Annotated in this window: 15 protein-coding genes, 1 tRNA gene and 1 pseudogene; 6 read left to right on the top strand and 11 right to left on the bottom strand. The window is 63.1% G+C overall.

Going from position 1 to position 22809, the window contains the following annotated elements:
• The first annotated feature begins 2 nt into the window (after positions 1 to 2).
• Both betA and betB read left to right on the top strand, forming a co-directional pair.
• A complete protein-coding gene (gene betA, locus LB551_RS14670) occupies positions 3 to 1655 on the top strand; it encodes a choline dehydrogenase (protein ID WP_224659633.1) in 1653 nt (550 codons plus the stop codon).
• Between the two features lie 57 nt (positions 1656 to 1712).
• Positions 1713 to 3176, top strand: coding sequence for a betaine-aldehyde dehydrogenase (gene betB / locus LB551_RS14665; protein WP_224659632.1), 1464 nt, complete (start codon positions 1713 to 1715; stop codon positions 3174 to 3176).
• A 30-nt stretch (positions 3177 to 3206) separates the two neighbouring features.
• Here betB and LB551_RS14660 read toward each other — a convergent pair whose 3' ends face one another.
• Together LB551_RS14660 and LB551_RS14655 are read right to left on the bottom strand one after the other, a co-directional pair.
• The gene (locus LB551_RS14660) at positions 3207 to 5447 is read right to left on the bottom strand and encodes an AGE family epimerase/isomerase (protein ID WP_224659631.1); all 2241 of its coding nucleotides are present in this window, start codon (positions 5445 to 5447) and stop codon (positions 3207 to 3209) included.
• Between the two features lie 11 nt (positions 5448 to 5458).
• Positions 5459 to 5613: pseudogene (locus LB551_RS14655) on the bottom strand (phosphomannomutase/phosphoglucomutase); the annotation flags it as partial.
• 251 nt (positions 5614 to 5864) lie between these two features.
• Here LB551_RS14655 and LB551_RS14650 point away from each other — a divergent pair.
• Positions 5865 to 5941, top strand: a tRNA-Pro gene (locus LB551_RS14650).
• 135 nt (positions 5942 to 6076) lie between these two features.
• Here the strand turns inward: LB551_RS14650 and LB551_RS14645 are convergent.
• Positions 6077 to 7195: a glycosyltransferase family 9 protein gene (locus LB551_RS14645; RefSeq protein ID WP_224659630.1), complete on the bottom strand. Its 1119-nt coding sequence runs from the start codon at positions 7193 to 7195 to the stop codon at positions 6077 to 6079.
• Between the two features lie 304 nt (positions 7196 to 7499).
• Between LB551_RS14645 and LB551_RS14640 the strand changes: the two genes are divergently transcribed.
• Positions 7500 to 7844 (top strand): hypothetical protein, encoded by a 345-nt coding sequence (locus LB551_RS14640; protein WP_224659722.1) that lies wholly within the window; start codon positions 7500 to 7502, stop codon positions 7842 to 7844.
• A gap of 26 nt (positions 7845 to 7870) precedes the next feature.
• On the opposite strand, the gene LB551_RS14635 is transcribed toward LB551_RS14640, so the two are convergent.
• From LB551_RS14635 to LB551_RS14620, 4 genes are all read right to left on the bottom strand, one after another.
• Positions 7871 to 9490, bottom strand: a complete 1620-nt coding sequence (locus LB551_RS14635; protein WP_224659629.1) for an ABC transporter ATP-binding protein — start codon at positions 9488 to 9490, stop codon at positions 7871 to 7873.
• A gap of 1 nt (position 9491) precedes the next feature.
• Entirely contained in the window at positions 9492 to 10610 is a 1119-nt protein-coding gene (locus tag LB551_RS14630; protein ID WP_224659628.1) for an ABC transporter permease, read from the bottom strand.
• Positions 10603 to 11526, bottom strand: coding sequence for an ABC transporter permease subunit (locus LB551_RS14625; protein ID WP_224659627.1), 924 nt, complete (start codon positions 11524 to 11526; stop codon positions 10603 to 10605). Before LB551_RS14625 ends, LB551_RS14630 begins: the two co-directional genes overlap by 8 nt.
• A 171-nt stretch (positions 11527 to 11697) precedes the next feature.
• On the bottom strand, positions 11698 to 13290 hold the full coding sequence (locus tag LB551_RS14620) for a peptide ABC transporter substrate-binding protein (protein WP_140494803.1): 1593 nt from the start codon (positions 13288 to 13290) through the stop codon (positions 11698 to 11700).
• A 285-nt stretch (positions 13291 to 13575) separates the two neighbouring features.
• Between LB551_RS14620 and LB551_RS14615 the strand changes: the two genes are divergently transcribed.
• Positions 13576 to 14022, top strand: coding sequence for a TadE/TadG family type IV pilus assembly protein (locus LB551_RS14615; RefSeq protein WP_224659721.1), 447 nt, complete (start codon positions 13576 to 13578; stop codon positions 14020 to 14022).
• Positions 14022 to 15788 carry a TadG family pilus assembly protein gene (locus LB551_RS14610; RefSeq protein ID WP_224659626.1) on the top strand — a complete coding sequence of 589 codons (1767 nt, stop codon included), beginning with the start codon at positions 14022 to 14024 and terminating at the stop codon, positions 15786 to 15788. Before LB551_RS14615 ends, LB551_RS14610 begins: the two co-directional genes overlap by 1 nt.
• 20 nt (positions 15789 to 15808) lie before the next feature.
• Here LB551_RS14610 and LB551_RS14605 read toward each other — a convergent pair whose 3' ends face one another.
• The 4 genes from LB551_RS14605 to glgA all read right to left on the bottom strand — a co-directional run bounded on the left by LB551_RS14605 (position 15809) and on the right by glgA (position 22773).
• Positions 15809 to 17443: an alpha-glucosidase family protein gene (locus LB551_RS14605; RefSeq protein WP_224659625.1), complete on the bottom strand. Its 1635-nt coding sequence runs from the start codon at positions 17441 to 17443 to the stop codon at positions 15809 to 15811.
• Positions 17436 to 19439 (bottom strand): glycogen debranching protein GlgX, encoded by a 2004-nt coding sequence (glgX, locus tag LB551_RS14600; protein ID WP_224659624.1) that lies wholly within the window; start codon positions 19437 to 19439, stop codon positions 17436 to 17438. The genes LB551_RS14605 and glgX overlap by 8 nt, the downstream gene beginning before the upstream one ends.
• A gap of 256 nt (positions 19440 to 19695) precedes the next feature.
• Positions 19696 to 21324, bottom strand: coding sequence for an alpha-D-glucose phosphate-specific phosphoglucomutase (locus tag LB551_RS14595; RefSeq protein WP_224659623.1), 1629 nt, complete (start codon positions 21322 to 21324; stop codon positions 19696 to 19698).
• Positions 21325 to 21327: 3 nt separating this feature from the next.
• Positions 21328 to 22773, bottom strand: a complete 1446-nt coding sequence (gene glgA, locus LB551_RS14590; RefSeq protein WP_224659622.1) for a glycogen synthase GlgA — start codon at positions 22771 to 22773, stop codon at positions 21328 to 21330.
• Positions 22774 to 22809 lie beyond the last annotated feature (36 nt).

Here is a 22809-nt window from a genome sequence, read left to right as displayed (position 1 = left end):
CAATGCTTGAAGCGGATTTCGTCATCATCGGCTCCGGCTCCGCCGGCTCGGCCATGGCCTATCGCCTGTCGGAGGATGGCAAGCACTCTGTCATCGTTATCGAATTCGGCGGCTCCGATATCGGGCCGCTGATCCAGATGCCATCGGCGCTGTCGATCCCGCTCAACATGAGCCTCTACGACTGGGGCTTCGCCAGCGAACCGGAGCCGCATCTCGGCGGCCGCGTGCTGGCAACGCCGCGCGGCAAGGTGATCGGAGGCTCGTCCTCGATCAATGGCATGGTCTATGTGCGCGGCCACGCCCGCGACTTCGACCACTGGGCCGAACAGGGAGCCGCCGGCTGGGGTTTTGCCGACGTGCTTCCCTATTTCAAGCGCATGGAAGATGCGGATGGTGGCGAGGACGGCTGGCGGGGTCATGGCGGGCCGCTGCACGTGCGGCGCGGCACGCGGAAAAATCCGCTCTATGGCGCCTTCGTCGAAGCGGGCCGCCAGGCCGGCTTCGAACTGACCGACGACTATAATGGCTCCAGGCAAGAGGGGTTCGGCCCGATGGAGCAGACCATTTTCGGCGGCCGCCGCTGGTCGGCGGCATCAGCCTATCTGAAGCCGGCGCTCAGGCGCAAAAACGTAAGCCTGGTCAAGGGCTTTGCGCGGCGGGTGATCATCGAGAATCAACGCGCCATCGGGGTCGAAATCGAAGCTCGCAAACAGATTCAAGTCGTTAAGGCGCGACGTGAGGTGATCGTCGCGGCATCGTCGATCAATTCGCCGAAAATCCTGATGCTGTCGGGCATCGGGCCTGCAGAGCATCTCAGGGAAAACGGCATCGCGGTGGTGGCCGATAGACCCGGCGTCGGCCGCAACCTGCAGGACCATCTGGAACTCTATATCCAGCAGGAATCGACAAAGCCGATCACGCTGAATTCGGTGCTCAACCCGTTTTCCAAGGCGATGATCGGGGCGCAGTGGCTGTTCTTCAAGACCGGCCTTGGCGCCACCAATCATTTCGAGGCGGCGGCCTTCGTGCGCTCGCGCGCCGGCGTCGACTATCCTGATATCCAGTACCACTTCATCCCGGCGGCGGTGCGCTATGACGGCAAGGCGGCGGCGAAGTCGCATGGTTTTCAGGCGCATGTCGGGCCAATGCGCTCGAAGTCGCGCGGCTCGGTAACGCTGCGCTCGCCGGATCCGAATTCGAAACCGGTGATTCACTTCAACTACATGTCGCATCCCGACGACTGGAGCGAATTCCGACACTGCATCAGGTTGACGCGCGAGATTTTCGGCCAGAAGGCCTTCGACGGCTTCCGCGGCCAGGAAATTTCGCCCGGCAGCCACGTGCAGTCGGACGACGACCTCGACATCTTCATCAGGGATCACGCCGAAAGCGCCTATCATCCCTGCGGCACCTGCCGGATGGGCCGTGCCGACGACGTCACGAGCGTCGTCGATCCGGAATGCCGGGTGATCGGCGTCGAGGGCCTGCGCGTCGCCGATTCCTCGATCTTCCCGCGCGTCACCAACGGCAATCTCAACGCGCCGTCGATCATGACTGGCGAGAAAGCTTCCGACCACATCCTTGGCCGCACGCCGCTGGCGCCTTCCAACCAGGAACCATGGATCAATCCCCGCTGGCAGGCGTCCGACAGATAGAGCATGATTGTGCAACCGCACGATCGGCACGCCGCGAAAGACGATTTGGAGAAGCCCATGCGCGCCCAGCCAACGGCATCGCACTATGTCAACGGACGCTACATAGACGACGAGCAAGGCGCGCCATTGCCGGTCATCTATCCGGCAACCGGCGAGACCATCGCCCTTTTACGCTCGGCGACGCCGAACGTGCTGGAACTCGCCATCGAGGCGGCACGTGCCGCGCAACCAGCTTGGGCGCGGCTGAAGCCGGTGGAGCGCGGTCGCGTCCTGCGCCGCGCCGCCGACATCTTGCGTGCCCGCAACGCCGATCTTGCCCGCCTCGAGACGCTCGACACCGGCAAGGCAATCCAGGAAACGCTGGTGGCGGATGCCCCATCCGCCGCGGATTGCCTGGAATATTTCGGCAGCGCGGTTGCCGCTTACAATGGCGAGGCTGTCGATCTGGGCGGGCCCTTCGCTTATACAAGGCGTGAGGCGCTCGGCGTTTGCGTTGGCATAGGCGCCTGGAACTACCCGATCCAGATCGCCGGCTGGAAATCCGCGCCCGCGCTCGCGATGGGCAATGCCATGGTGTTCAAACCATCGGAAAACACGCCATTGTCGGCATTGGCACTGGCCGAGATCTACAGTGAGGCGGGCCTGCCCGACGGGCTGTTCAACGTCGTGCAAGGCTATGGCGATGTCGGCGCCAGCCTCGTCGGCCACGATGTCGTAGCCAAGGTGTCGGTGACCGGTTCGGTGCCGACCGGCCGCAAGGTGCTGTCATCAGCCGGCTCGAAGATGAAGCACGCGACGATGGAACTCGGCGGCAAGTCGCCGCTGATCGTCTTCGACGACGCCGATCTCGAGAATGCCATCGGCGGGGCCATGCTCGGCAACTTCTATTCGACGGGGCAGATCTGCTCCAACGGCACGCGCGTCTTCGTCCAGAAGGGCATCCATGACCGCTTCGTCGACCGGCTGGTCGAGCGAACCAAGAAGATCCGCATCGGCGACCCCCTCGATGCCGAAACCCAGATGGGGCCGCTGGTCAGCAAGGCGCAGCAGGAGAAGGTCGTCTCCTACATCGCGGCGGGCGAGCAAGAAGGCGCCACCCTCGCCTGCGGCGGCAACGTGCCCTCGCTGCAAGGTTTTGAAGGCGGCTTCTTCATCGAGCCGACGGTGTTCACCGGGGTGACCGACAGCATGCGCATCGCGCGCGAGGAAATCTTTGGGCCTGTCATGAGCGTGCTGAAATTCGACGGTGAGGACGAGGTGGTCGAGCGCGCCAACGACACCGAGTTCGGCCTGGCGGCCGGCGTGTTCACGCGCGACCTGCCGCGCGCCCACCGCGTCATCGCCGAGCTGCAGGCCGGCACGTGCTGGATCAACGCCTACAACCTGACCCCGGTCGAAATCCCCTTCGGCGGCGTCAAGCAATCCGGCATCGGGCGAGAGAATTCGCTGGCCGCGCTGGCGCTCTATTCGCAGCTGAAGTCGATCTATGTCGAGACCGGGGATGTGGCCAGCCCGTATTGAACAAAATGTCGGCGGGACAGCGCCTCTTTCTCAGCCGCCCTTCTCCGCCGTCCCATCCAGATACTGCGTCAGCGCGCAGACGAGATGGTAAAAAATGCTGGCCGGCACATCAGATGCCCGCGAGCGGCCGCGTTCGTCGACGCGATCGATCCACAGGCCCAGCGGCGCCGGATCGATATGCCAGCGGAACAGCCGGCCGACGCGTTCCTCGATCTCCGGCTTGAGATCGGGTCCGCCGGAACCGTCCAACGCAATCGCCGCCTTGACCGCTTCGGCCTGCGGCCAACTGCGCGAGATCAGGTCCAGTGGCAGACCCTGCCGGGAGATGGCGCCATAGGCAAGGCCTGTGGCGCGGTTGAGGCCATTGGCGATGGCCGAGGCATAGAGTTTCCTGGCGAAGCCACTCAGTTCGGCCTGGCCGCTGCGTCCGGCGAAATCGACCAGCAGCGAAGCCCATTCGAAGTGATGGCCGGGCTCGGTCCAGGTGCCCTTCTCGCCCGCCACAGGCCTCCAGCCCGCGTCGAAATATTCACCCAGCGTCCAGCTTTCCGGATCGAAGAAATGGCTGCGGAACAAGTCGATGATGCGCGCCGCGCGGCGCAGATAGGCGCGCTCGCCCGTCGCCTGGTGCCAGGCGAGGAAGGCTTCCAGGAAATGCATATGCGGATTGGAGCGCCGCTCGCCCTGCCCGTCCGAGGTTTCGAGAAAGCCGGTCATGCGGCTATCCTCGAGATGGGCATCGAGGAAGGCGAAGGTCTCCTCGCCGAGTCGCAGCGCATCCGGATGGCCCGACATATGGGCATGTGCCAGGGCCAGGAGCACGCAAGAATGATCGTAGGCGTCCTCGACCGGGTCGGCGACCGAACCGTCGATGTCGAGGGTACGCACCCAGCCGCCCCTTGCCGTTCGGCCGCTTCCGGCCATGAAGTCGATGCCGTGAGCGATGAGCCGGTCGGCCGGGCCGTCCCAACCGCGTTGCTTGGCGACCGCAAAGGCGTAGACTTGGCGGGCCTGCGTGCGCATGCGCTTGGGCTTCATCAGCGGCGTGGCGTCGAAGCCAAGCGCCTCGTGGAAGCCGCCATAGCGTTCGTCGACGCCTGATGTCGACCACAGCGGAAGCGTCTCCTGAAACAGCCAGTGATGGACGCGGCGACGCCAGGCGCCGCTTTCGATGACCCGGTCGTGGGCAGGCGTGAAGCGGGTTTCCAGCCGGCCGGTTTTTTCGAGCTGCTCGACGATCTTCTTGACGTGCTGGCTGTGGCCGACCGGGGCGACGAAGGTCGCGTCCGATGTCGAGACGATGGCGACATCTCTCATGCCGATAGCCGACAGCAGCCGGCCATCGCTGCGAATGTAGGAATTCTCGCAATCGATGGCGACGACGTCGCCGGCGATGACATTGCCTTGGCTATCGGCAGGCCCGACATCGAGCAGCGACTGCCAGGAGCCGAGATCGTTCCAGCGAAAGCCGGCCGGCACCATGGCGATGTCCTTTGCCCGCTCCATGATGGCGTAGTCGATCGAGGTCGAAGGAATGGCGCCGTAGAGGTCCAGCGGCATGTAAAAGCCGGAAAGGTCCGATGTCGCAGCCTTGTAGGCAGCTTCGGTCGCCTGCCAGATCTTCGGCTCGAAAGCCGCGAATGCATCGCGCATGGCGCCGGCGCGAAACAGGAAGATGCCGGTGTTCCAGTGGAAATTGCCAGCTTCGAGATAGGCCTGGGCGGTGGCAAGGTCCGGCTTTTCGATGAAGCGCGAGACGTCGAACACGCCCTCTCTTTCGGCAGCGACTTCGATGTAGCCATAGCCGGTCTCCGGCTGTGTCGGCTTGAGGCCGAACACCACCAGCCGCCCGGCACTGGCAGCGGCAGCACCCGCCTCGACGCTCTGCCAGAATTGCCGCGCGGTCGAAATCTCGTGATCGGACGGCACCACCAGCACCAGTTCGTCGCCGAATTCGGCGAGCGTGCGCAGGCTTGCCAGCGCCACCGCCGCGGCGGTGTTGCGGCCTATGGGTTCGAACAGCGGACCGCCGCCGCCGAGATTTATACCGGCGAGATCGGCATGGACGCGCTCGGCATGGCGTTCAGAAGCGATCAGGAAGATGGGCGTCTCGCCGCTGAGCCGTGATGCCAGCCGGCGCACGGTCTTAGCCAGCATCGAGCCGTCGCCCGAAAAATCGTGGAACTGCTTGGGATTGTCCTCGCGCGAGAGCGGCCAGAGCCGTGAGCCGACGCCGCCGCTGATGACGAAACTGACGATGCGCTGGCTCATGGATACCCTTGTCAGAGAGTCTGGTTGTAGGCGCCGACTTCCGGACTGCGGCGCAGCACGGCGTCGAACATCTGCCGGCGCCGCTGTGACGATACCGGGCTCTCCACCACTACGACAAGCTCCGGCTTGTTGGAGGAGGCCCGCACCAGGCCCAAGTGCCGTCCTCGCGACTGAAGCCGAAACTGTTGGGCCGGACTTCGCCAACGATCCCGAGGGTCAAGACTGCAATCTCCGGGCGGCTGGAAACACAAGTCGCGCAAACGGTTGCCGAGGGTGCCCTATCACGGAAGCCTTAAGCGACGTTTATTCGAGGCGCTGAAACAGGCTCGCGAAGAAAGCTGGCGAAATGCGACAGAAGTGCTGCCATTGACGCTTGCAGGAACCAGATGCGGCGGCTATAAGCCCGCGGTCTGGTCACGGAGTGTAGCGCAGCCTGGTAGCGCACCTCGTTCGGGACGAGGGGGTCGCAGGTTCAAATCCTGCCACTCCGACCAGAAAAACAAAGCGCTACGCGTGTTTGTTGTTCCCGCTGCAGCGGCTCAGCGTTTGATGGGATCGCCGACCGCTCCAACTCCTTGCTTTACGCAATTGCGGACGGAAAACCGCTGCGCACTTTTCCTGGAATTGCTTTAGCTGACGCGGTCTATGAGTTCGATAGCCGCTTTCGTGACGTCGGCGGCGTCAAGCCGTTGAACGCAATAAACACCCCCTGCATTGCCCACCTTGCAGAGGCCCGGCGCTATGCACTTGCATGGCATCGGGGGCTGCAGCGCACGGTTAGGGACGCCAAGAGGCCCCCAAATGTCAGGTTGGGTCAGACCGAACAGGCCAACGACGGGCGTTTTCATGGCCGCGGCCAGGTGCATGGGTCCGCTTTCGTTGCCCAGGAAAATCAGAGCGTCGCCCAGCAGAGGCAAAAGGGTTGTCAGGGGTGCCTGGCCAACGAGATTCACGATCGGCGATGTTGCCGCATCCAACACCTTGCCTGCGATACCTGCCTCGTCGGGGCCGCCAACGATGACCGCCCGCAGACCCTTTCGCCGGTAAATCTCTCCCAGGACCGAAGCGAAACGGTCAGGCTGCCAGCAACGCCCTGGGAAACTGGCGCCGGCATGGACGGCGACAAACGACTTCCTTTCCAATTCGTGTCGGGCAAGCAGCTGCTTTGCCTGACGCGAACCGGATTCGGTTGGCTTCAGGGACGGGATAGGATCGGTCACAGGAATGCCAAGGGCAAACAGCGGCGACAGGTACCGATGCAGATAATGCTCGCCGCCATGGCCGTATGTGGCGGCAAAGATGTTGGCGCTTTGGCGCTCCCAGAATTTCAGGGGCTGCTCCGATGGAACATAGCCCACGCGAAAGGGCGCCTTGACGAAGCGCATGACGAGCCGTGACGTCTTGGAGTCGGACAGATCGATGATAAGATCATAATCCGACTTCCTCAGATCGTGCAGGAGCCTGGACATTCCGGACACGCGCTCGAAAGGGGAGCCGCGCATTTTGCCGCGATCGAGCGAAACCACGCTGTCGGCGATGCCTTGCTCAAGAACGAATTTCGCCAGCGCCGCCTGGCATAGCATGGTGATCGTCGCGTTCGGAAACTCTGCCCGCAGATGCCTGACCAGAACCGAAGTTAGAACAACATCCCCGATAAACTTCGTCTGATTTATGAGTATTGATTGTACGTTGCCAGCCTTCGGCAGCGCCTTTACCGGCTCTTTTGAATTCTTGATCCAACTTTTCATGGAATGACTATTCCATTTCAGCCAAAAAGAATCCAAAATTTTCGACAAGCGATCGATCTAGGCAATAGCCGCGCAATGACAAGCTCGTTCTGTCCGCTGATATAGGATATCGCCTCAGCCATCAACCAGCCAGGAATATTTGTCAACGCAGATGGGGCTCGCAGGCTCTCTTTCAAGGGTTCCGCCGAGGCCGAACTCGTGACCGTCGTGAATGTGAATGACCCCGGTTCGTTTCGGCGTACGTATGGATGCGAGCATATCGGAGGGTGGCCATGGTCGCTTACGCTGGAGTAAGGTCGTGGACATGAAATTGCAGTCGACCCCCAGCAGGCCGTTCATCCCCGTGCTCCTTCTCGCCCTTGTCGGAGGCTGCGCGTCGACCAGCGGATCGATCGACCCGGCGAATTACGACAAGATGACATGCGCCGAACTGAGCAGCGCCATAGGCGAAACCGCCAAAGGCATCTCGCAGACAGCCATCACGCGCGGTAAGGTCGCCAGCACCAGTGTTCCCAGATGGCTGCTGGGCGGCTCAAGCGTCAAGGCCGCGGTCGCCAATCGCGAAACGACCAGGATCGATCGGCTGAAGCAGCAGCAAGCGGCCATGGCCGCCGCCAGGGCGCGCAAATGCCCAGGGCTGGCGAATTGAGCTGAGGCGCCGCTGCCGGGCTCGCCTCACGCACTCAAACGGAACCGCGTGACATCGATCGCGGCGCTCATCAGAGTCTGCGTGTAGCTGGCCTGCGGATTGCTGAAAATGTCTTCCGTCGGCCCTTCCTCGACGATCTTGCCCTGCTTCATGACGATGATGTAGTCGGCCATGGCGCGCACCACGGCGAGATCGTGGCTGATGAAGAGGTAAGACAGCTCATGGTCGGCCTGCAGCTTGCGCAGCAACTCCACGATCTGCTTCTGCACCGAGCGGTCGAGGGCCGAGGTCGGCTCGTCCAGCACCACCAGCTTGGGTTTGAGGATCATGGCGCGGGCGATTGCGATGCGCTGGCGCTGGCCGCCTGAGAATTCATGCGGATAGCGATTGCGCGAGTTGGGATCCAGGCCGACTTCGCGCAGCGCCTCGACGGCGCGCTGATCGCGCTGCTTGCCCGAGAGGTTCGGTTCATGCACCAGCAGCCCTTCGGTGATGACCTGGCCGATGGTCATACGCGGCGACAGCGAACCGAACGGATCCTGGAAGACCAGCTGCAACTGACGCCGCAGCGGCCGCATCGTCTGGCGGTCGGCGGTCGAGATATCGCGGTCGCCGAAGCGGATCACGCCATCGCTCGGCAACAGCCTCAGCAAAGCGCGGCCAAGCGTCGATTTTCCAGAACCTGATTCGCCGACGATGCCAATCGTCTGATTGCGCCTCAGCCTGATCGAGATGTGGTCGACGGCGCGCAGCATCAGCGGCTCGCCGGCCAGAAAGCCGCCGCCGATGCGGAAGGTGACCTCGACGTTTCTGCCTTCGAGCAGGACCGGCGCATTGGCCGGCGGCGGCGCCTTCGTTCCGGTCGGCTCGGCCGCCAGCAGCATCTTGGTGTAGGCATGCTGAGGACTGGCGAAGATCGCTTGCGCGTCCCCCTCCTCCACCACCTCGCCGGAGCGCATGACATAGACCCGGTCGGCAAAGCGCCGCACGATGCCGAGATCGTGTGTGATGAAGACGATCGCCATGCCGAGCTTGCGCTGCAGCTCGGCCAGAAGCATGAGGATTTGCGCCTGGATGGTGACGTCGAGCGCTGTCGTCGGTTCGTCGGCAATCAGGATGTCGGGATCGTTTGCCAAAGCCATGGCGATCATGACTCGCTGGCGCTGGCCACCCGACATTTCGTGCGGATAGGATTTCATGCGCCGTTCGGGATCGGGAATATGCACCAGCCTGAGCAGGTTGAGCGCCTCCTCGCGCGCTTGCGCCGCATTCAAGCCGCGATGCCGGCGGATCGGTTCGATCAGCTGGTTGCCGATCGAATAGAGCGGATCGAGCGAGGTCATCGGCTCCTGGAAGATCATACTGATCTTGCGGCCGCGGACTTTGTTCAGCTCGGATTTGCTCAGCGTCAGAAGATTGCGGCCGCGATAATCGACACTGCCGGTGGCTTCTCCATTGGAGGCCAGCAGGCTCATCGCCGCCATCATCGTCTGGCTTTTGCCGGAGCCGGATTCGCCTACCACAGCGACGGTTTCGCCCGCCTTGACATGGATGTTGATGCCTTTCACCGCCTCGACCGCGCCGTCGAGGGTGCGGAAGCGCACGCGAAGATCCTTTACGCTGAGAATGGTCTCTGCTGCGTCCATCTTAGCGGTCCTTGGGGTCGAGCGCATCGCGCAGGCCGTCGCCGACGAAGTTCAGGGCGAACAAGGTGGAGACCAGGAAGAAGGCAGGGAACAGAAGCAGCCAGTTGGCGGTGCCGATGTTCTTGGCGCCGACCGAGATCAGCACGCCCCAGCTGGTCATCGGTTCCTGGATGCCGAGCCCGAGGAACGACAGAAAACTCTCCAGGATAATGACCTGCGGCACCAGCAGCGTCATGTAGATAACCACCGGCCCGAGCAGGTTGGGAATGACGTGACGCAAAAGGATGCCGCGCTGGCCGACGCCCATGGCCTCGGCCGCCTGGACATATTCCTGGCGGCGGATAGACAGCGCCTGGCCGCGCACGATGCGAGCCATGTCGAGCCACAGCACGGCGCCGACCGCCAGGAACATCAGCACGAAGTTGCGGCCGAAGAACACGACCAGCATGATGACGAAGAAGATGAAGGGCAGCGAATAAAGCACGTCGACGATGCGCATCATCACCTCATCGACCCTGCCTCCGGCAAAGCCGGCGGTGGCGCCGTAGAGCACGCCGATGGCCACGGCCACGACGCCGGCGAGCAGACCGATGGCCAGCGAGACGCGCCCGGCCATCAGCGTCCGCGACAACAGATCGCGGCCGGTGTTGTCGGTGCCGAAAAGAAAATATTGCTGCTTGACCGAGGCGCTCATCGTCGCTTCCAGGCCATCGGGCGATTTGCTTTCGATCCTGGTGTCGTCGAAGGCATCGGACCGGTCGAGATAGCGGATGTTGCGGTCGTCGATTGCTTTGCTGGAGGTTACGGTGACGAAGACGCGATTGCCGTCCTGGCGCCACTCCTTGATGTCGACGCGCATGCGCCTGATCGCCTCATCGAGCGCGGTCTCGATCATGTCCGCCTTCGGATAGGCCGACAGGCTCGGCGGCGTGCGTACATAATCACCATAGATGGTGGTGTATTGGTGCGGCACGAACCAGGGCCCGAACACGCTGATCACAGCGATCAGGATCAGATAGTAGAGGCTGAACATGGCGGCGCGGTTGGCCTTGAGGCGCGCCCAGGCATCGCCCCACAGCGAACGGCCGACGACCGGTGCGGCGATCGCGATATCAGTCATAGCGCACCCTCGGATCGACCACGGCATACATGACATCGACGATCAGGTTGAAGACGATGGTGAAGATGGCGATGACCACCACCGTCCCCATCACCAGCGTGTAGTCGCGGTTGAGCGCGGCATCGACGAAGTAGCGGCCGACGCCCGGAATGGAGAAGATCGTCTCGACGATGATCGAGCCGGTGAGCAGTGCGGCGGCAGCCGGACCGGTGAAGGAGACGATCGGCAGGACGGCGCCGCGCAGCGCATGCTTGACCACCACCGACCAGTCGGACAGGCCGAGCGCGCGCGCCGTGCGGATGTGATGCGAGCGCAGCGATTCGATCATCGAGCCGCGCATCAGCCGGGCGACGATGGCGATCTGCGGCAGGGCAAGCGTCAGCACGGGACCGATCTTGTTGATGAGCGCGCCGTCGCCCCAGCCGCCGATCGGCAACAGCTTCCAGGTCAATCCGAACACAAGCTGGATCACCGGCGCGATGACGAAGGTCGGGATGGTGCTGCCGGCGGTCGCCAGCGCAATCACCGTGTAGTCGCCAAGTTTGTTCTGGTTGAGCGCCGCAATGGTACCGAGCACGGTGCCGAGCAGCAGCGCCAGGATCAGCGCGGAGGCGCCGAGCTGAATGGAAATAGGCAGGCCCTTGGCGAAAAGCTCGGTGACGGTAAAGTCCGGCATATTGTAGCTCGGGCCGAAATTGCCGCGCAGGAGATTGCCGAGATAGTGGACATATTGCAGCCAGAGCGGGTCGGCGAGCCCGAACTGGGCTTCAAGATTGGCCCTGATCTCTGGGCTCAGGCCGCGCTCCTGGTTGAACGGGCCGCCCGGTGCGACGCGCATCAGGAAGAACGCCAACGTCACGATGACGAATAGCGTCGGAATGGCGGTCAGAAGCCGCCTGAAAATGTAGCGTAGCATCGGCGGTGCCCTGCTTCAGCCAGGGTGACGGGCATCCGACCGGACGCCCGCAGCGCTCTGGCACCTCTCATCTTCGCATCGTGGCCTGCGAAAATCGATTTCGACTTTCGGGCCCCCTGCGACGACAGATCGAACCGCCGTCCTGAACGGGCGGCGGTTCGATCAAGGTTTTCAATCCTTGGAGATGAAGCGGGACGGATGCACGTCCATGACGTTGTCGACGAAGCCGTGCAGCTTCGGGGAAACGATATCGTGGTAGCTATAGTAGAGAAGCGGAATCTGGCCGACGTCGTCGACGAGGATACGTTCGGCGGCGGCGAGTTCCTTCATGCGCTCTTCCGGCTTGCCGCCGGCGGCGGCCGCCTTGTCCATGGCCGCCTCGTATTGCGGGCTGTCATAGACCGAATAGTTATTGCCGCTGGCCTTGCGCGAAATGCCCAGGAAGGTTTCCGGATCCTTGTAGTCGGCAATCCAGGCGGCGCGCGCCACGTCATAGTCGCCCCTCTGCTCGAGGAAGGAGTAGTGGGTCTTGGTGTCGGTGTTGAGCAGCGTGACGTCGACGCCGAGCGGCTTCAGCTGTTCCTGGATGGCGACCGCGGTATTCTTGTGGTTCTCCGACGTGTTGTAGCGGATCTCCATCTTCAGCGGATGCTCCGGCGTGTAGCCGAGCTTCTCGAGGATTTTCTTGGCTGCGTCCTCACGGTCGATCTGCGACATGTCGGCATATTTGGCCATTGCCGGCGTGTAGCCCTCGATGCCCGGAGGGACCATCGAATAGCCCGGCAGCATTGAGTTCTGCCAGACCTTCTCGGCGATGAAATCACGGTCGATGGCCATCGAGATGGCGTTGCGCAGCTCGACATTGTCCCAAGGCTTCTTGTCGGTCTTGATCGCGTAGTAGTAGGTGCCGAGATACGGCCCCACCTTGATCTGGTCACCGAACTTGGCCTTGAGGTCGGCGAGCTGCTCGGTCGGGAGATCGTCGTAGCTGTCGAGTTCGCCGGCCTCGAAGCGCTTCATCGCCGACGAGCGATCCTCTGTCGGGATGTAGTTGACGACGTCGATCTTGACGCTTCCGGCATCCCAGAATTTCGGATTCTTGACCAGTTTCATATGATCGTTGGGAACCCACTCGGCCAGCGTATAGGGGCCGTTGGAAACGAGATTGCCCGGCTTGATCCAGTCGGCGCCGAGCTTGTCCATGGACGCCTTGTTGACCGGATAGGTCGCCTGATGGGTCAGCATTTCGAGGAAATAGGGCGTCGGCGCCTTCAGCGTCACTTCAAGGGTTGTCGCGTCGATCGCCTTGACGCCCATGTCCTCGGGCTTGCCCTTCTTGGTGTTGACTTCCTCGGCGTTCTTGACGGGATAGAGCATCGAGGCATATTCGGCGGCCGTGGCCGGGTCTTCGAGGCGACGGAAAGCGAAGACGAAGTCTTCGGCCGTCACTGGGCTGCCGTCGGACCACTGGCCGTCCTTCCTGAGCTTGAAGGTGTAGACGGTGCCGTCATCCGACACCGTCCAGCTCTCAGCGGCGCCGGGGATGACGTTGGCCTTCTCGTCCTGCATCACCAGGCCCTGGAACAGGTCGCGCAAGACATTGGCTTCATAGACCGTCGAGGTCTTATGCGGATCAACCGACTCGGATTCGGCAGCAGTGCCCCTGTTGTAGACGACCTCGGCAAAGGCCGGCGTGTAAAATGTTCCGGCGGCCAGCGCCATGGTTGTGGCGAATGCCGTCGCCTTCAGCATGTTTTTCAGCATGAAGTTTCTCCCTGTCGGCGCTGCCAACGGCGCGCCTTTACGTGTTGACGCCCCGGGACCGATGTCTGGCCCCTTTGAGCGCGCCGCCGGTTCCCTCCGTCGGCTGGTGGCAGGAGACTAGACAGGCGGCAAGCTCTTTTCAACCGAGTACTGATTGACCCTAAGTCAATAGCCAGGAATCAAAGAAGCCGCGGCTAAATTAGCGCAGCTTTTCAATCATACACACTTCCAGGTTGCGCCTAGAGTTTTCGCTTTCTGCATGCGAACTTTGGCATGCTCGGCAGCATGGTTCAGAACCTCATTCGCCGGATCCAGGGGCGCCGATTCCAGACAGACACTTCGGGAACTTCGGCGGTTGAGTTCGCTCTGTTGTCACCGATATTCATCCTTCTCCTGCTCGGAATGGTTGCATACGGTATCTATTTCGGCGCGGCCAATTCAATACAGCAGATCGCGGCGGACGCCGCCCGGACGGCCATCTCGGGGCTGAACCAGACCGAGCGGCAGACGCTGGTGGCCTCGTTTCTCGCCAATAATGCCGGTGGATATCCCTTCGTCGACGCCAGCAAGCTGACCTACCAGGCCAATGACAGCACGGCCGACGGCAATCAGTTCGTGGTGTCGATCCAGTACGATGCCCGCAACCTGCCGATCTGGAGTCTGTTTCCGGGCATAGCCATGCCGGATACCACGATTAAGCGCCAGTCCACGATCAGGGTGGGAGGTATCTAATGGCTTTGGATGCGCGCAAGGGTGCCGGCTGGCTCGCGCGGTCGATGATGCGAGACAGGAAGGCGAACTTCGCCGTCATGACCGCATTGAGCGCCCCCGTTGCCTTGGCGCTGGCGGCGGTCGCCATCGACGAGGCCTCCATCTACACCGAGCGCCGGGAAGCACAGGCAATGGTCGACCTGGCAGCGATCACCGCGGCTTCGAACATCGACAACGTCCAGACCGCGGTCGTGACCACGCTCACCGACAACGGCATGCCAGGTGTCGTCGTTCAAGGCCCGGGTCAGACCATCCCCGCGGTGGTCGGCAAAACCGTCGTGACGGTCACGCCCGGCCGGTATGCCGGGGCTTCCTCGGTCAATGTGGGTCAACGCTTCCAGGCAGGCGCAGCGCCTTACAATGCGGTCCATGTGACCCTGCGCAAGATCCCCAACCGCTATTTCGCAAGCTCGCTGATCCCCACGCCCGTCATTGGCACCGAGGCCACCGCCAGCATGACGCCACAGGCCACTTTCTCGGTCGGATCGAGGTTGCTCAGTGTCAATACCAGCAACAGCCCCGTCCTTAACGCGCTTCTCGGCGGGCTCCTCGGCGGCAACATCTCGCTCAGCGTCATGGATTACAACGGATTGATCTCGGCCGATGTCAGCGTGCTTTCCTTCGTCGATGCCCTGGCGGTGCAGTTGAACCTGACGGGTGTGACCTATTCGGACGTCCTGGCCTCGAAGGCTACAGTCGGCCAGGTCGCCACCGCCATGGCCAATGTTCCCGGGCTGGGCAACACGGCCAAGGCCGCCCTGCAAACCATCGCGACCAAATCGACCAGCACGGTCAAGATTCCGCTCAGCCATCTCATTGACCTCGGTTCCGTCGGCAGCCTCGGCCTCGGGCAAAGGCCGGCCGGCCTTGGCGTTGACGCCAGCGCGATGGGAATGCTGACGGCCGCCGCCGGACTGGCAAACGGTTCGAAGCAGATCGACCTCGGTCTCAGCGCCGGCATACCGGGGGTGCTGTCGAGCACGCTCGCCATCGCCGTCGGCGAACCGCCGCAATCCACGCCATGGCTGACGGTCGGCGAAGTCGGCACCATTGTGCGGACGGCCCAGACCCGCATCAAGCTGGTGGTGAAGATCGGAGCCGGCAACAGCAATGTCGGAGGCGGTATCACCCTGGTGTCGGTCAGCCTGCCTCTGCATGTCGAAGTCGCCTATGCCGAGGCCAAGCTCGCCGACATAAGTTGTCCGACCGGCCCTGGCAGTATCAAGGTCACCATCGCTACGCGCCCCGGTATCGTCGAAGGGCATCTCGGTGACAGCAGCAGCGCCGGCTTTGCCGATTTCACCAGCAAGGAGACGTTTTCCAACACCGAGGTCGCGGCCGTGAAACTTCTGATCATCCCCGTGCTGTCCGTGGTGGGCTCAGCGGCGTTTGACATGGCCAACAACACGCCGACGACTTTGACCTTCAACAAGGCTGATATCGACGCCAAGACGATAAGGACCGCTTACACGCAGAATTTCACCCAATCATTGACTACGTCGCTGGTCAGCGATTTGTCGCTGACGGCGAATTTACTGGGTCTGCCGCTGAATCTGAACAGCCTTCTGGGATTTGTGAAGCCGCCGGTGGTGGCGCTTCTGAACGGCGTGGCGGCCCCGGTCGACAGTTTGCTTACCAATCTGCTCGGAGCTCTTGGCGTGCGTCTCGGCGAGGCCGACGTCCGGGTCACCGGCGCAACGTGCGGACGTGCCGTGCTTGTCCAGTAAGGTGGCCGGCACGCGCTGAATCAGGCAAGCCGTCCAAGAAAGCATCCGAGTGCCGGCAGCAAAAGCCCGGCCTCCCCGGCGAGCGAGGCATCGCCGCCAAGTTTCGCAACCGCTCCTAAGTCTTGCGGCAGCGGCCAATTGGCCGGTTCCCCGGCGAAGTTGAAGGCACAGAGCAGCCTCTCATCGCCATGCTCGCGGACAAAGGCCAGCACGTCGCCTTCGGCGTCGAGAAAGCGGATCGAACCGCCGACCAGCGCCGGATGCCGCTTGCGCAAAGCGAGCGCCGAACGGTAGGCGGAGAGTACCGATTGCTCATCGCCGCTTTGTATATCGACCGCGCGAGCGCGATGGCTTTCCGGCACCGGCAGCCAGGGTTTACCGGTGGAGAAGCCCGCATTGTCGGCGCCGGACTCCCAGACCATGGGTGTGCGGCAGCCATCCCTTCCCTTCACGCCGGGCCAGAAGCGGATGCCGACCGGATCGCGCAGATCCTCATAGGCAAGTTCCGCCTCCTGCAAACCGAGTTCCTCGCCCTGGTAGAGTGAGATCGAGCCACGCAGGCAAGAGAGCAACATGATCGAGAATTTGGCCACCATGTCGGGATCGCCGCCAGGCCGCGTCCAGCGGCTGACATGACGCACGACGTCGTGGTTGGAAAACGCCCAGCAGACCCAGCCATCGGCGACAGCATTTTCGAATGCCTCGACACAGCCGCGCACATGCGCCGCCGAAAACTGCGGGCCAAGCAGATCGAAAGTGTAGCACATATGCAGCTTGTCGCCGCCGGAGGTGTAGGCGGCCAGCGTCTGCAAGGAGCGGCCTTCATCGCCGATTTCGCCGACGGCGGCGCGGTCCCCATACTCGTCCATCAGCGCCCGGAAGCGCCGCAGGAACGCCAGGTTTTCCGGTTGCGTCTTGTCGAACAGGTGCTCCTGGTAGAGGTAGGTGTTGGTCTCGGTATTGGTGCCCGCAATGCTTGACGCCAAGGGCGGATTGCTGCGCAGCCAGCGGTCGTGGACGTAGTAGTTGACGGTATCCAGCCGAAAGCCGTCGACGCCGCGCTCCAACCAGAACCGCACCGTATCCAGGAGCGCGTCCTGGACCTCGGGATTGTGGAAATTGAGATCCGGCTGCGAAGCGAGGAAATTGTGCAGGTAGTACTGCCGGCGGGTCGCATCCCACTCCCATGAGGGGCCGCCGAAGACCGACAGCCAGTTGTTGGGCGCGCCGCCATCGGGCCTGGCGTCGGCCCACACATACCAGTCGGCCTTTGGATTGTCGCGACTGGCACGGCTTTCGACGAACCATTCGTGCCTGTCGGAGGAATGGGACAGCACCTGGTCGATGACGATCTTCAGGCCGAGCCGGTGTGCTTCGGCAACGAGAATGTCGAAATCCTCCAACGTGCCGAACATCGGATCGACGTCGCGATAGTCCGACACGTCGTAGCCCATATCGGCCATCGGCGACTTGAAGAAAGGCGACAGCCAGACGGCATCCGCACCGAGCGAGGCGATATGGGCGAGCCTTGATGTGATGCCGGCGAGATCGCCGCTGCCGTCGCCGGTCGTGTCCTGGAAGGAACGCGGGTAGACCTGATAAATGATGCAGCCGCGCCACCAGTCGCCCTCCCGCTGGGCATTGTCGTCAGCCATCACGACCCTTTTCCTGTGTGGGCCCTTTCGGCCTGCGCTCGATCATGAAATTCACGCTGCGGCTAGGCAGCGCGCGAGAAAGATCAACTGCTTGCGCTTCGATGGCGGGATGCCATTGGAATCCGTCTCGCGCGGGCAAAGTGAAGATGCATTGGCGGCGATCGCCATTGATCATAACGGCAAGCCGGCCATCCACGCCGCCGAGCAGCATGACGAGGCGATGCCGGGCGGGATCGTTCCAATCCGCCTCGCCGAGCGACGCCCCCGTCTCGGTGAGCCAGGCGACGTCGGCCGTGTCCGAACCCGCCAGCGGCTGGCCGGTAAGGAAATTTATATTGGAGAGCGCCGGCGTTGTGCGGCGCAAAGCGGCCAGTGCACATGCGTAGTCTTCCAGCGCCTTGTCACGCCCGGTCCAGTCGAGCCAGGTGATGTTGTTGTCCTGCGCATAAGCGTTGTTATTGCCTTGCTGACTGCGGCCGAATTCGTCGCCTGATGTCAGCATGATGGTGCCGCGCGAGGCGAACAGCGTAGCGAGCAGCGCACACTGGTCGCTGAAGCGCGCCTTCCTGATTGCTGCGTCGTCCGTCTCGCCCTCGGCGCCGTTGTTCCAGGACAGGTTCTCGTTGTGGCCGTCGCGATTTTGCTCGCCATTGGCCTCGTTGTGCTTCTCCTCATAGGCGACGATGTCGGCCAGCGTCATACCGTCATGCGCCGCGATGAAATTGACGCTTCGGCTGGTCGGCTGCCCAGCCCTGCCGAAAATATCGGACGAGCCGGCAAGCCGTGTGGCGAGCACGCCGACACCGCCGGCATCGCCGCGCCAGAAGCGCCTGACATCGTCGCGATAGCGGTCGTTCCATTCGAGGAAAGGCGGGGGAAAATTGCCAAGCTGATAGCCGTCGGGGCCGACGTCCCACGGTTCGGCGATCAACACACGATCTGAAAGGACAGGATCGACGGCGATCGCCTCAAGCAAGGGCGCCGAGGGCTCGAAGGTGCCGCCGACGCGCCCCAGCACCGGCGCCAGGTCGAAACGAAATCCGTCGACGCCGGCGTGGCGGACGAAATGGCGAAGCGTGTGGAGCACCATTTCCCGCACCACCGGATGGTCGCACGCGACCGTGTTGCCCGTGCCGGTGTCATTGACCAGCCTGCCATCAGGCTGATGCCGGTAGTAAGCCTGATTGTCGAGGCCGCGCAGCGACAATGTCGGACCGAGCCTGTCGCTTTCGCCCGTATGGTTGAAGACGAGGTCGAGAATGGTGCCGATGCCGGCTTTCCTCAGCGCGGCAACGGTGTCGCGCAATTCGGCCAGGCCGCCAGGCGCCAGGCGCGGGTCGAGCGCCATGAAGGTGACAGGGTTATAGCCCCAGGCGTTGCTCAACCCGAGCGGCGGCAGATGCCGCTCGTCGATCGATGCCGTCACGGGCATCAGTTCGACGGCGGAGACGCCGAGCCTTTGCAGGTGCTCGATGACAGCCGGATGAGCAAGTGCGGCGATCGTGCCGCGCCGGCTTTCCGGTATATCGGGATGCCGCATGGTGAAGGCGCGCACCGGCACTTCGTAGATCAGGCCGCCGGGACGGAACAGCGGCGGCGGCACAGGCACAGCCGTGGGCGGGGCTTTCGCCACGGCCTTCGGCATCAGCGGCGCGGTGTCGGCACCCTCGTTGCGGCGCGCAGCGAGGCGCCAATGATAGGCATAGGGCCGGTCGATTTCGACGGCGTAGGGATCGGTCAGCAGCTTGTCGGGGTCGAACCAACATCCGCGCTCGGGAGCGTAGTCGCCATCGGCGCGGAAGCCGTATCGCGTGCGGGCGGCAAGGCCGGAAACGAAGAGCGCATGCACCCCTTCGCCTTCCGGCTGCAGTTCCAGCCGGTCGAGTTCGCGGTTTCCGTGACCGTCGAAGATCGAGACCCACAAGCGGCGCGCCGATGAAGACCAGACGGCGAAGCGGATGCCGTCGCGGGTGATGGTGGCACCGAATTGGTTCACGGGAAAATGTCGCCTAGGTTAGAGCGAGGCACCCCCCTCTGCCCTGCCGGGCATCTCCCCCTCAAGGGGGGAGATCGAACTGCCTCATCGCTTTCGCTAACGGCCAACGCAGCATGAGGAACGAGGCGCTGAAACTGTCGATCTCCCCCCTTGAGGGGGAGATGCCCGGCAGGCCAGAGGGGGGTACAGCGCCATACGCCCGTCATTGTCTCGCCTGATACTCTGCGAGCAGCTATGGGCGCACGCAGCACCACGCTCAAGTAATCACGCTTGGCTTGTTGCGGCCGGTGTGGCTCCTGATTCCCGCGATGTCATCCGCTGCCGCGATCAGATCGGCGAGCGCTGCCTGCGTGTCGAGATCGTGCCTGGCCTTGTCCGGTTCGTAGCGCTCGATGTAGACGCGCAAGGTGGCACCCGAGGTGCCCGTGCCGGAGAGCCGGAAGACGACGCGCGAGCCGCCTTCGAACAGCACTCGGATGCCCTGATGCTCGCTGGTCGATCCGTCGACTGGATCGTGATAGGCGAAGTCGTCCGCCTTGGCGATCTTCAGGCCGCGCACGCTGGTGCCGGGCAGCGAGCCAAGCTTGGCGCGCAGTTCGTCGATCAGCGCATTGGCGCGCGCGCTATCGACTTCCTCGTAGTCATGGCGCGAATAGTAGTTTCGGCCGTAGGTCGCCCAGTGCTCGGTGGCGATCTGCTTACAGCTCTCGCCGCGCGCGGCGAGGATGTTGAGCCACAGGAGCACGGCCCACAGGCCGTCCTTCTCGCGGACATGGTTGGAGCCGGTGCCGGCACTTTCCTCGCCGCAGATGGTCGCCATGCCGGCATCGAGCAGATTGCCGAAGAATTTCCAGCCGGTCGGCGTCTCATACATGCCGATGCCGAGTTTCTCGGCAACGCGGTCGGCGGCCCCGCTGGTCGGCATCGAGCGGGCGATGCCCTTCAAGCCTTTCTTGTAGCCCGGCGCCAGGCGGGCGTTGGCGGCAAGCATGGCGAGAGAATCCGACGGGGTGACGAAAATACCCTTGCCGATGATCAAATTGCGGTCGCCGTCACCGTCGGAGGCGGCACCGAAATCCGGCGCGTCCGGTCCCATCATCTCGTCATAGAGATGTTTGGCATGGACCAGGTTCGGATCCGGATGGTGGCCGCCGAAATCCGGCAGCGGCTTGAAGTTGCGGCAGGTGCCGTCGGGCGCGCCGAGCCGGTGTTCGAGGATCTCCTTGGCGTAGGGACCGGTCACCGCGTGCATGGCGTCGAAGCGCATGCGAAAGCCCGACTTGAACAGTTTGCGCAGCGCATCGAAATCGAACAGGCTTTCCATCAATTCGGCATAGTCGGCGACCGGGTCGATGATCTCGACGGTCATGCCGGCGGCCTTGACGGTGTCGATCGTGTCGATGTCGATCGGATCGATGTCGGCGGTCTTGAAGCTGGAAATCGCCTTGCTCCTGGCGAAGATCGCATCGGTCAGCTTTTCCGGCGCCGGGCCGCCATTGCCGGCATTGTACTTGATGCCGAAATCCTCGTGCGGGCCGCCCGGATTGTGGCTGGCCGACAGGATGATGCCGCCGAACGTCTTGTACTTGCGAATGACATGCGAAGCGGCCGGCGTCGACAGGATGCCGCCCTGCCCGACCATCACCTTGCCAAAGCCGTTGGCGGCGGCCATGGCGATGGCCTTCTGGATGACCTCGCGATTGTAGAAGCGGCCGTCGCCGCCGATCACCAGCGTCTTGCCCTTGAACCCGTCCAGCGCATCGAAGATCGACTGGATGAAGTTCTCGGCATAGTGCTCCTGCTGGAACACAGGCACCTTCTTGCGCAGCCCCGACGTGCCGGGCTTCTGGTCGGAATAGGGTTTGGTGGGGACGGTGCGTATCATGCTTCAAGCAACCCTTTTCGAAAGCAGCAGGCGATAGAGTTCAACATATTTGTCAGCGCTTCGATCCCAGGACAGGTCGGTCTTCATGCCCTGGCGCTGGATGGCCTCGAAGATCGCGGGGCTGGCATGGGCCTCGGCCAGGCGACGGATGGCGTGAAGCAGCGCGCCGCCATCGCTGGGCGCGAACTGGAACCCGGTCGCCACGCCGGCGGCAAGCGCCGCCTCATTGGCGTCGATGATGGTGTCGGCGAGCCCGCCAGTGCGGGCGACCACCGGCACGCAGCCATAGCGCAGGCCATAAAGCTGCGTCAGTCCGCAAGGCTCGAAGCGCGACGGGATGACGATGGCGTCGCAGCCGCCTTGCATGACGTGAGACAGGCCTTCGTCATAGCCGACGACCACACCTATGCGGCCGCGGTGGCGCGCGGCAGCGGCGAGCAGCGCGCCTTCGAGGCCGGCATCGCCCGAGCCGAGAATGGCCAGCCGCGCGCCCGCCGCAACGATGCCGTCGACCGCCGTCGCCAATATATCCATGCCCTTCTGCCAAGTCAGGCGGCTGACGACGCAGACGATCGGGCTGCCGTCGCGATCGAGCCCGAAACGGTCCTCGACAGCGGCCCTGTTGGGCGCGCGCGCCTTGAGCGAGGCGGCGGTATAATTCGACACCAGATGCCTGTCGGTTTCCGGGTCCCAGATGGCGGTGTCGATGCCGTTGACGATGCCATAGAGGTCGCTGGAACGCATGTTGATCAGGCCGTCGAGACCCATGCCGAATTCCGGCGAGCGGATTTCCTGCGCATAGGTCGGGCTGACGGTGGTGATGGCCCAGGCGGCCTGCAGGCCGGCCTTGAGGAAGCCGACGCCGCCATAATATTCCACGCCGTCGAGCGCCATCGCCGCCGTCGGCAGGCCGAGTTCGCCGAAGATGCCGGCGCCGAACTGCCCCTGGAAGGCGAGATTGTGGACGGTCATCATCGACGGCGTGCCCACCGCCTTGCCATAGCGCATATAGGCCAGCGTCATCGCCGACTGCCAGTCATGGGCATGCACGATATCGGGCATGTAGCCGGAGATGGCACCCCCGGCGATATCGGCGCCGGCCTGGCTGAGCGCTGCGAAACGGCGCCAATTGTCCGGCCAATCGGCACCCGCGGCATTGCCGTAAGGACCGCCGGGGCGATCGAACAGATGCGGCGCATCGAGCACGAAAAGATCGAGCCCGGCAAGCTGGACAGAATGGACCGAGGCCTTGCCGCCCTGCAGCAGCGGATACTTGTAGACAGCTTTCTTTTTCTTGAAGGCGTCCATCACCATGGGAAAGCCCGGAATAAGCGTGCGCATGGTCACGCCTTTGGCGGCCAGCGCGACGGGCAGCGCGCCGGTCACATCGGCAAGCCCGCCGGTCTTGATCAGCGGAAAGATCTCGGGCGTGACCGACAGAACCTGCATGCGCTTACCGAACCGCTCCTGGTGCATCTAGCCCAC

Source organism: Mesorhizobium sp. BR1-1-2, from assembly GCF_020165435.1.
Classification (GTDB): domain Bacteria; phylum Pseudomonadota; class Alphaproteobacteria; order Rhizobiales; family Rhizobiaceae; genus Mesorhizobium.
Note: the sequence above shows the minus strand (reverse complement) of the source record. Positions and strands in the feature narration are given on the sequence as shown.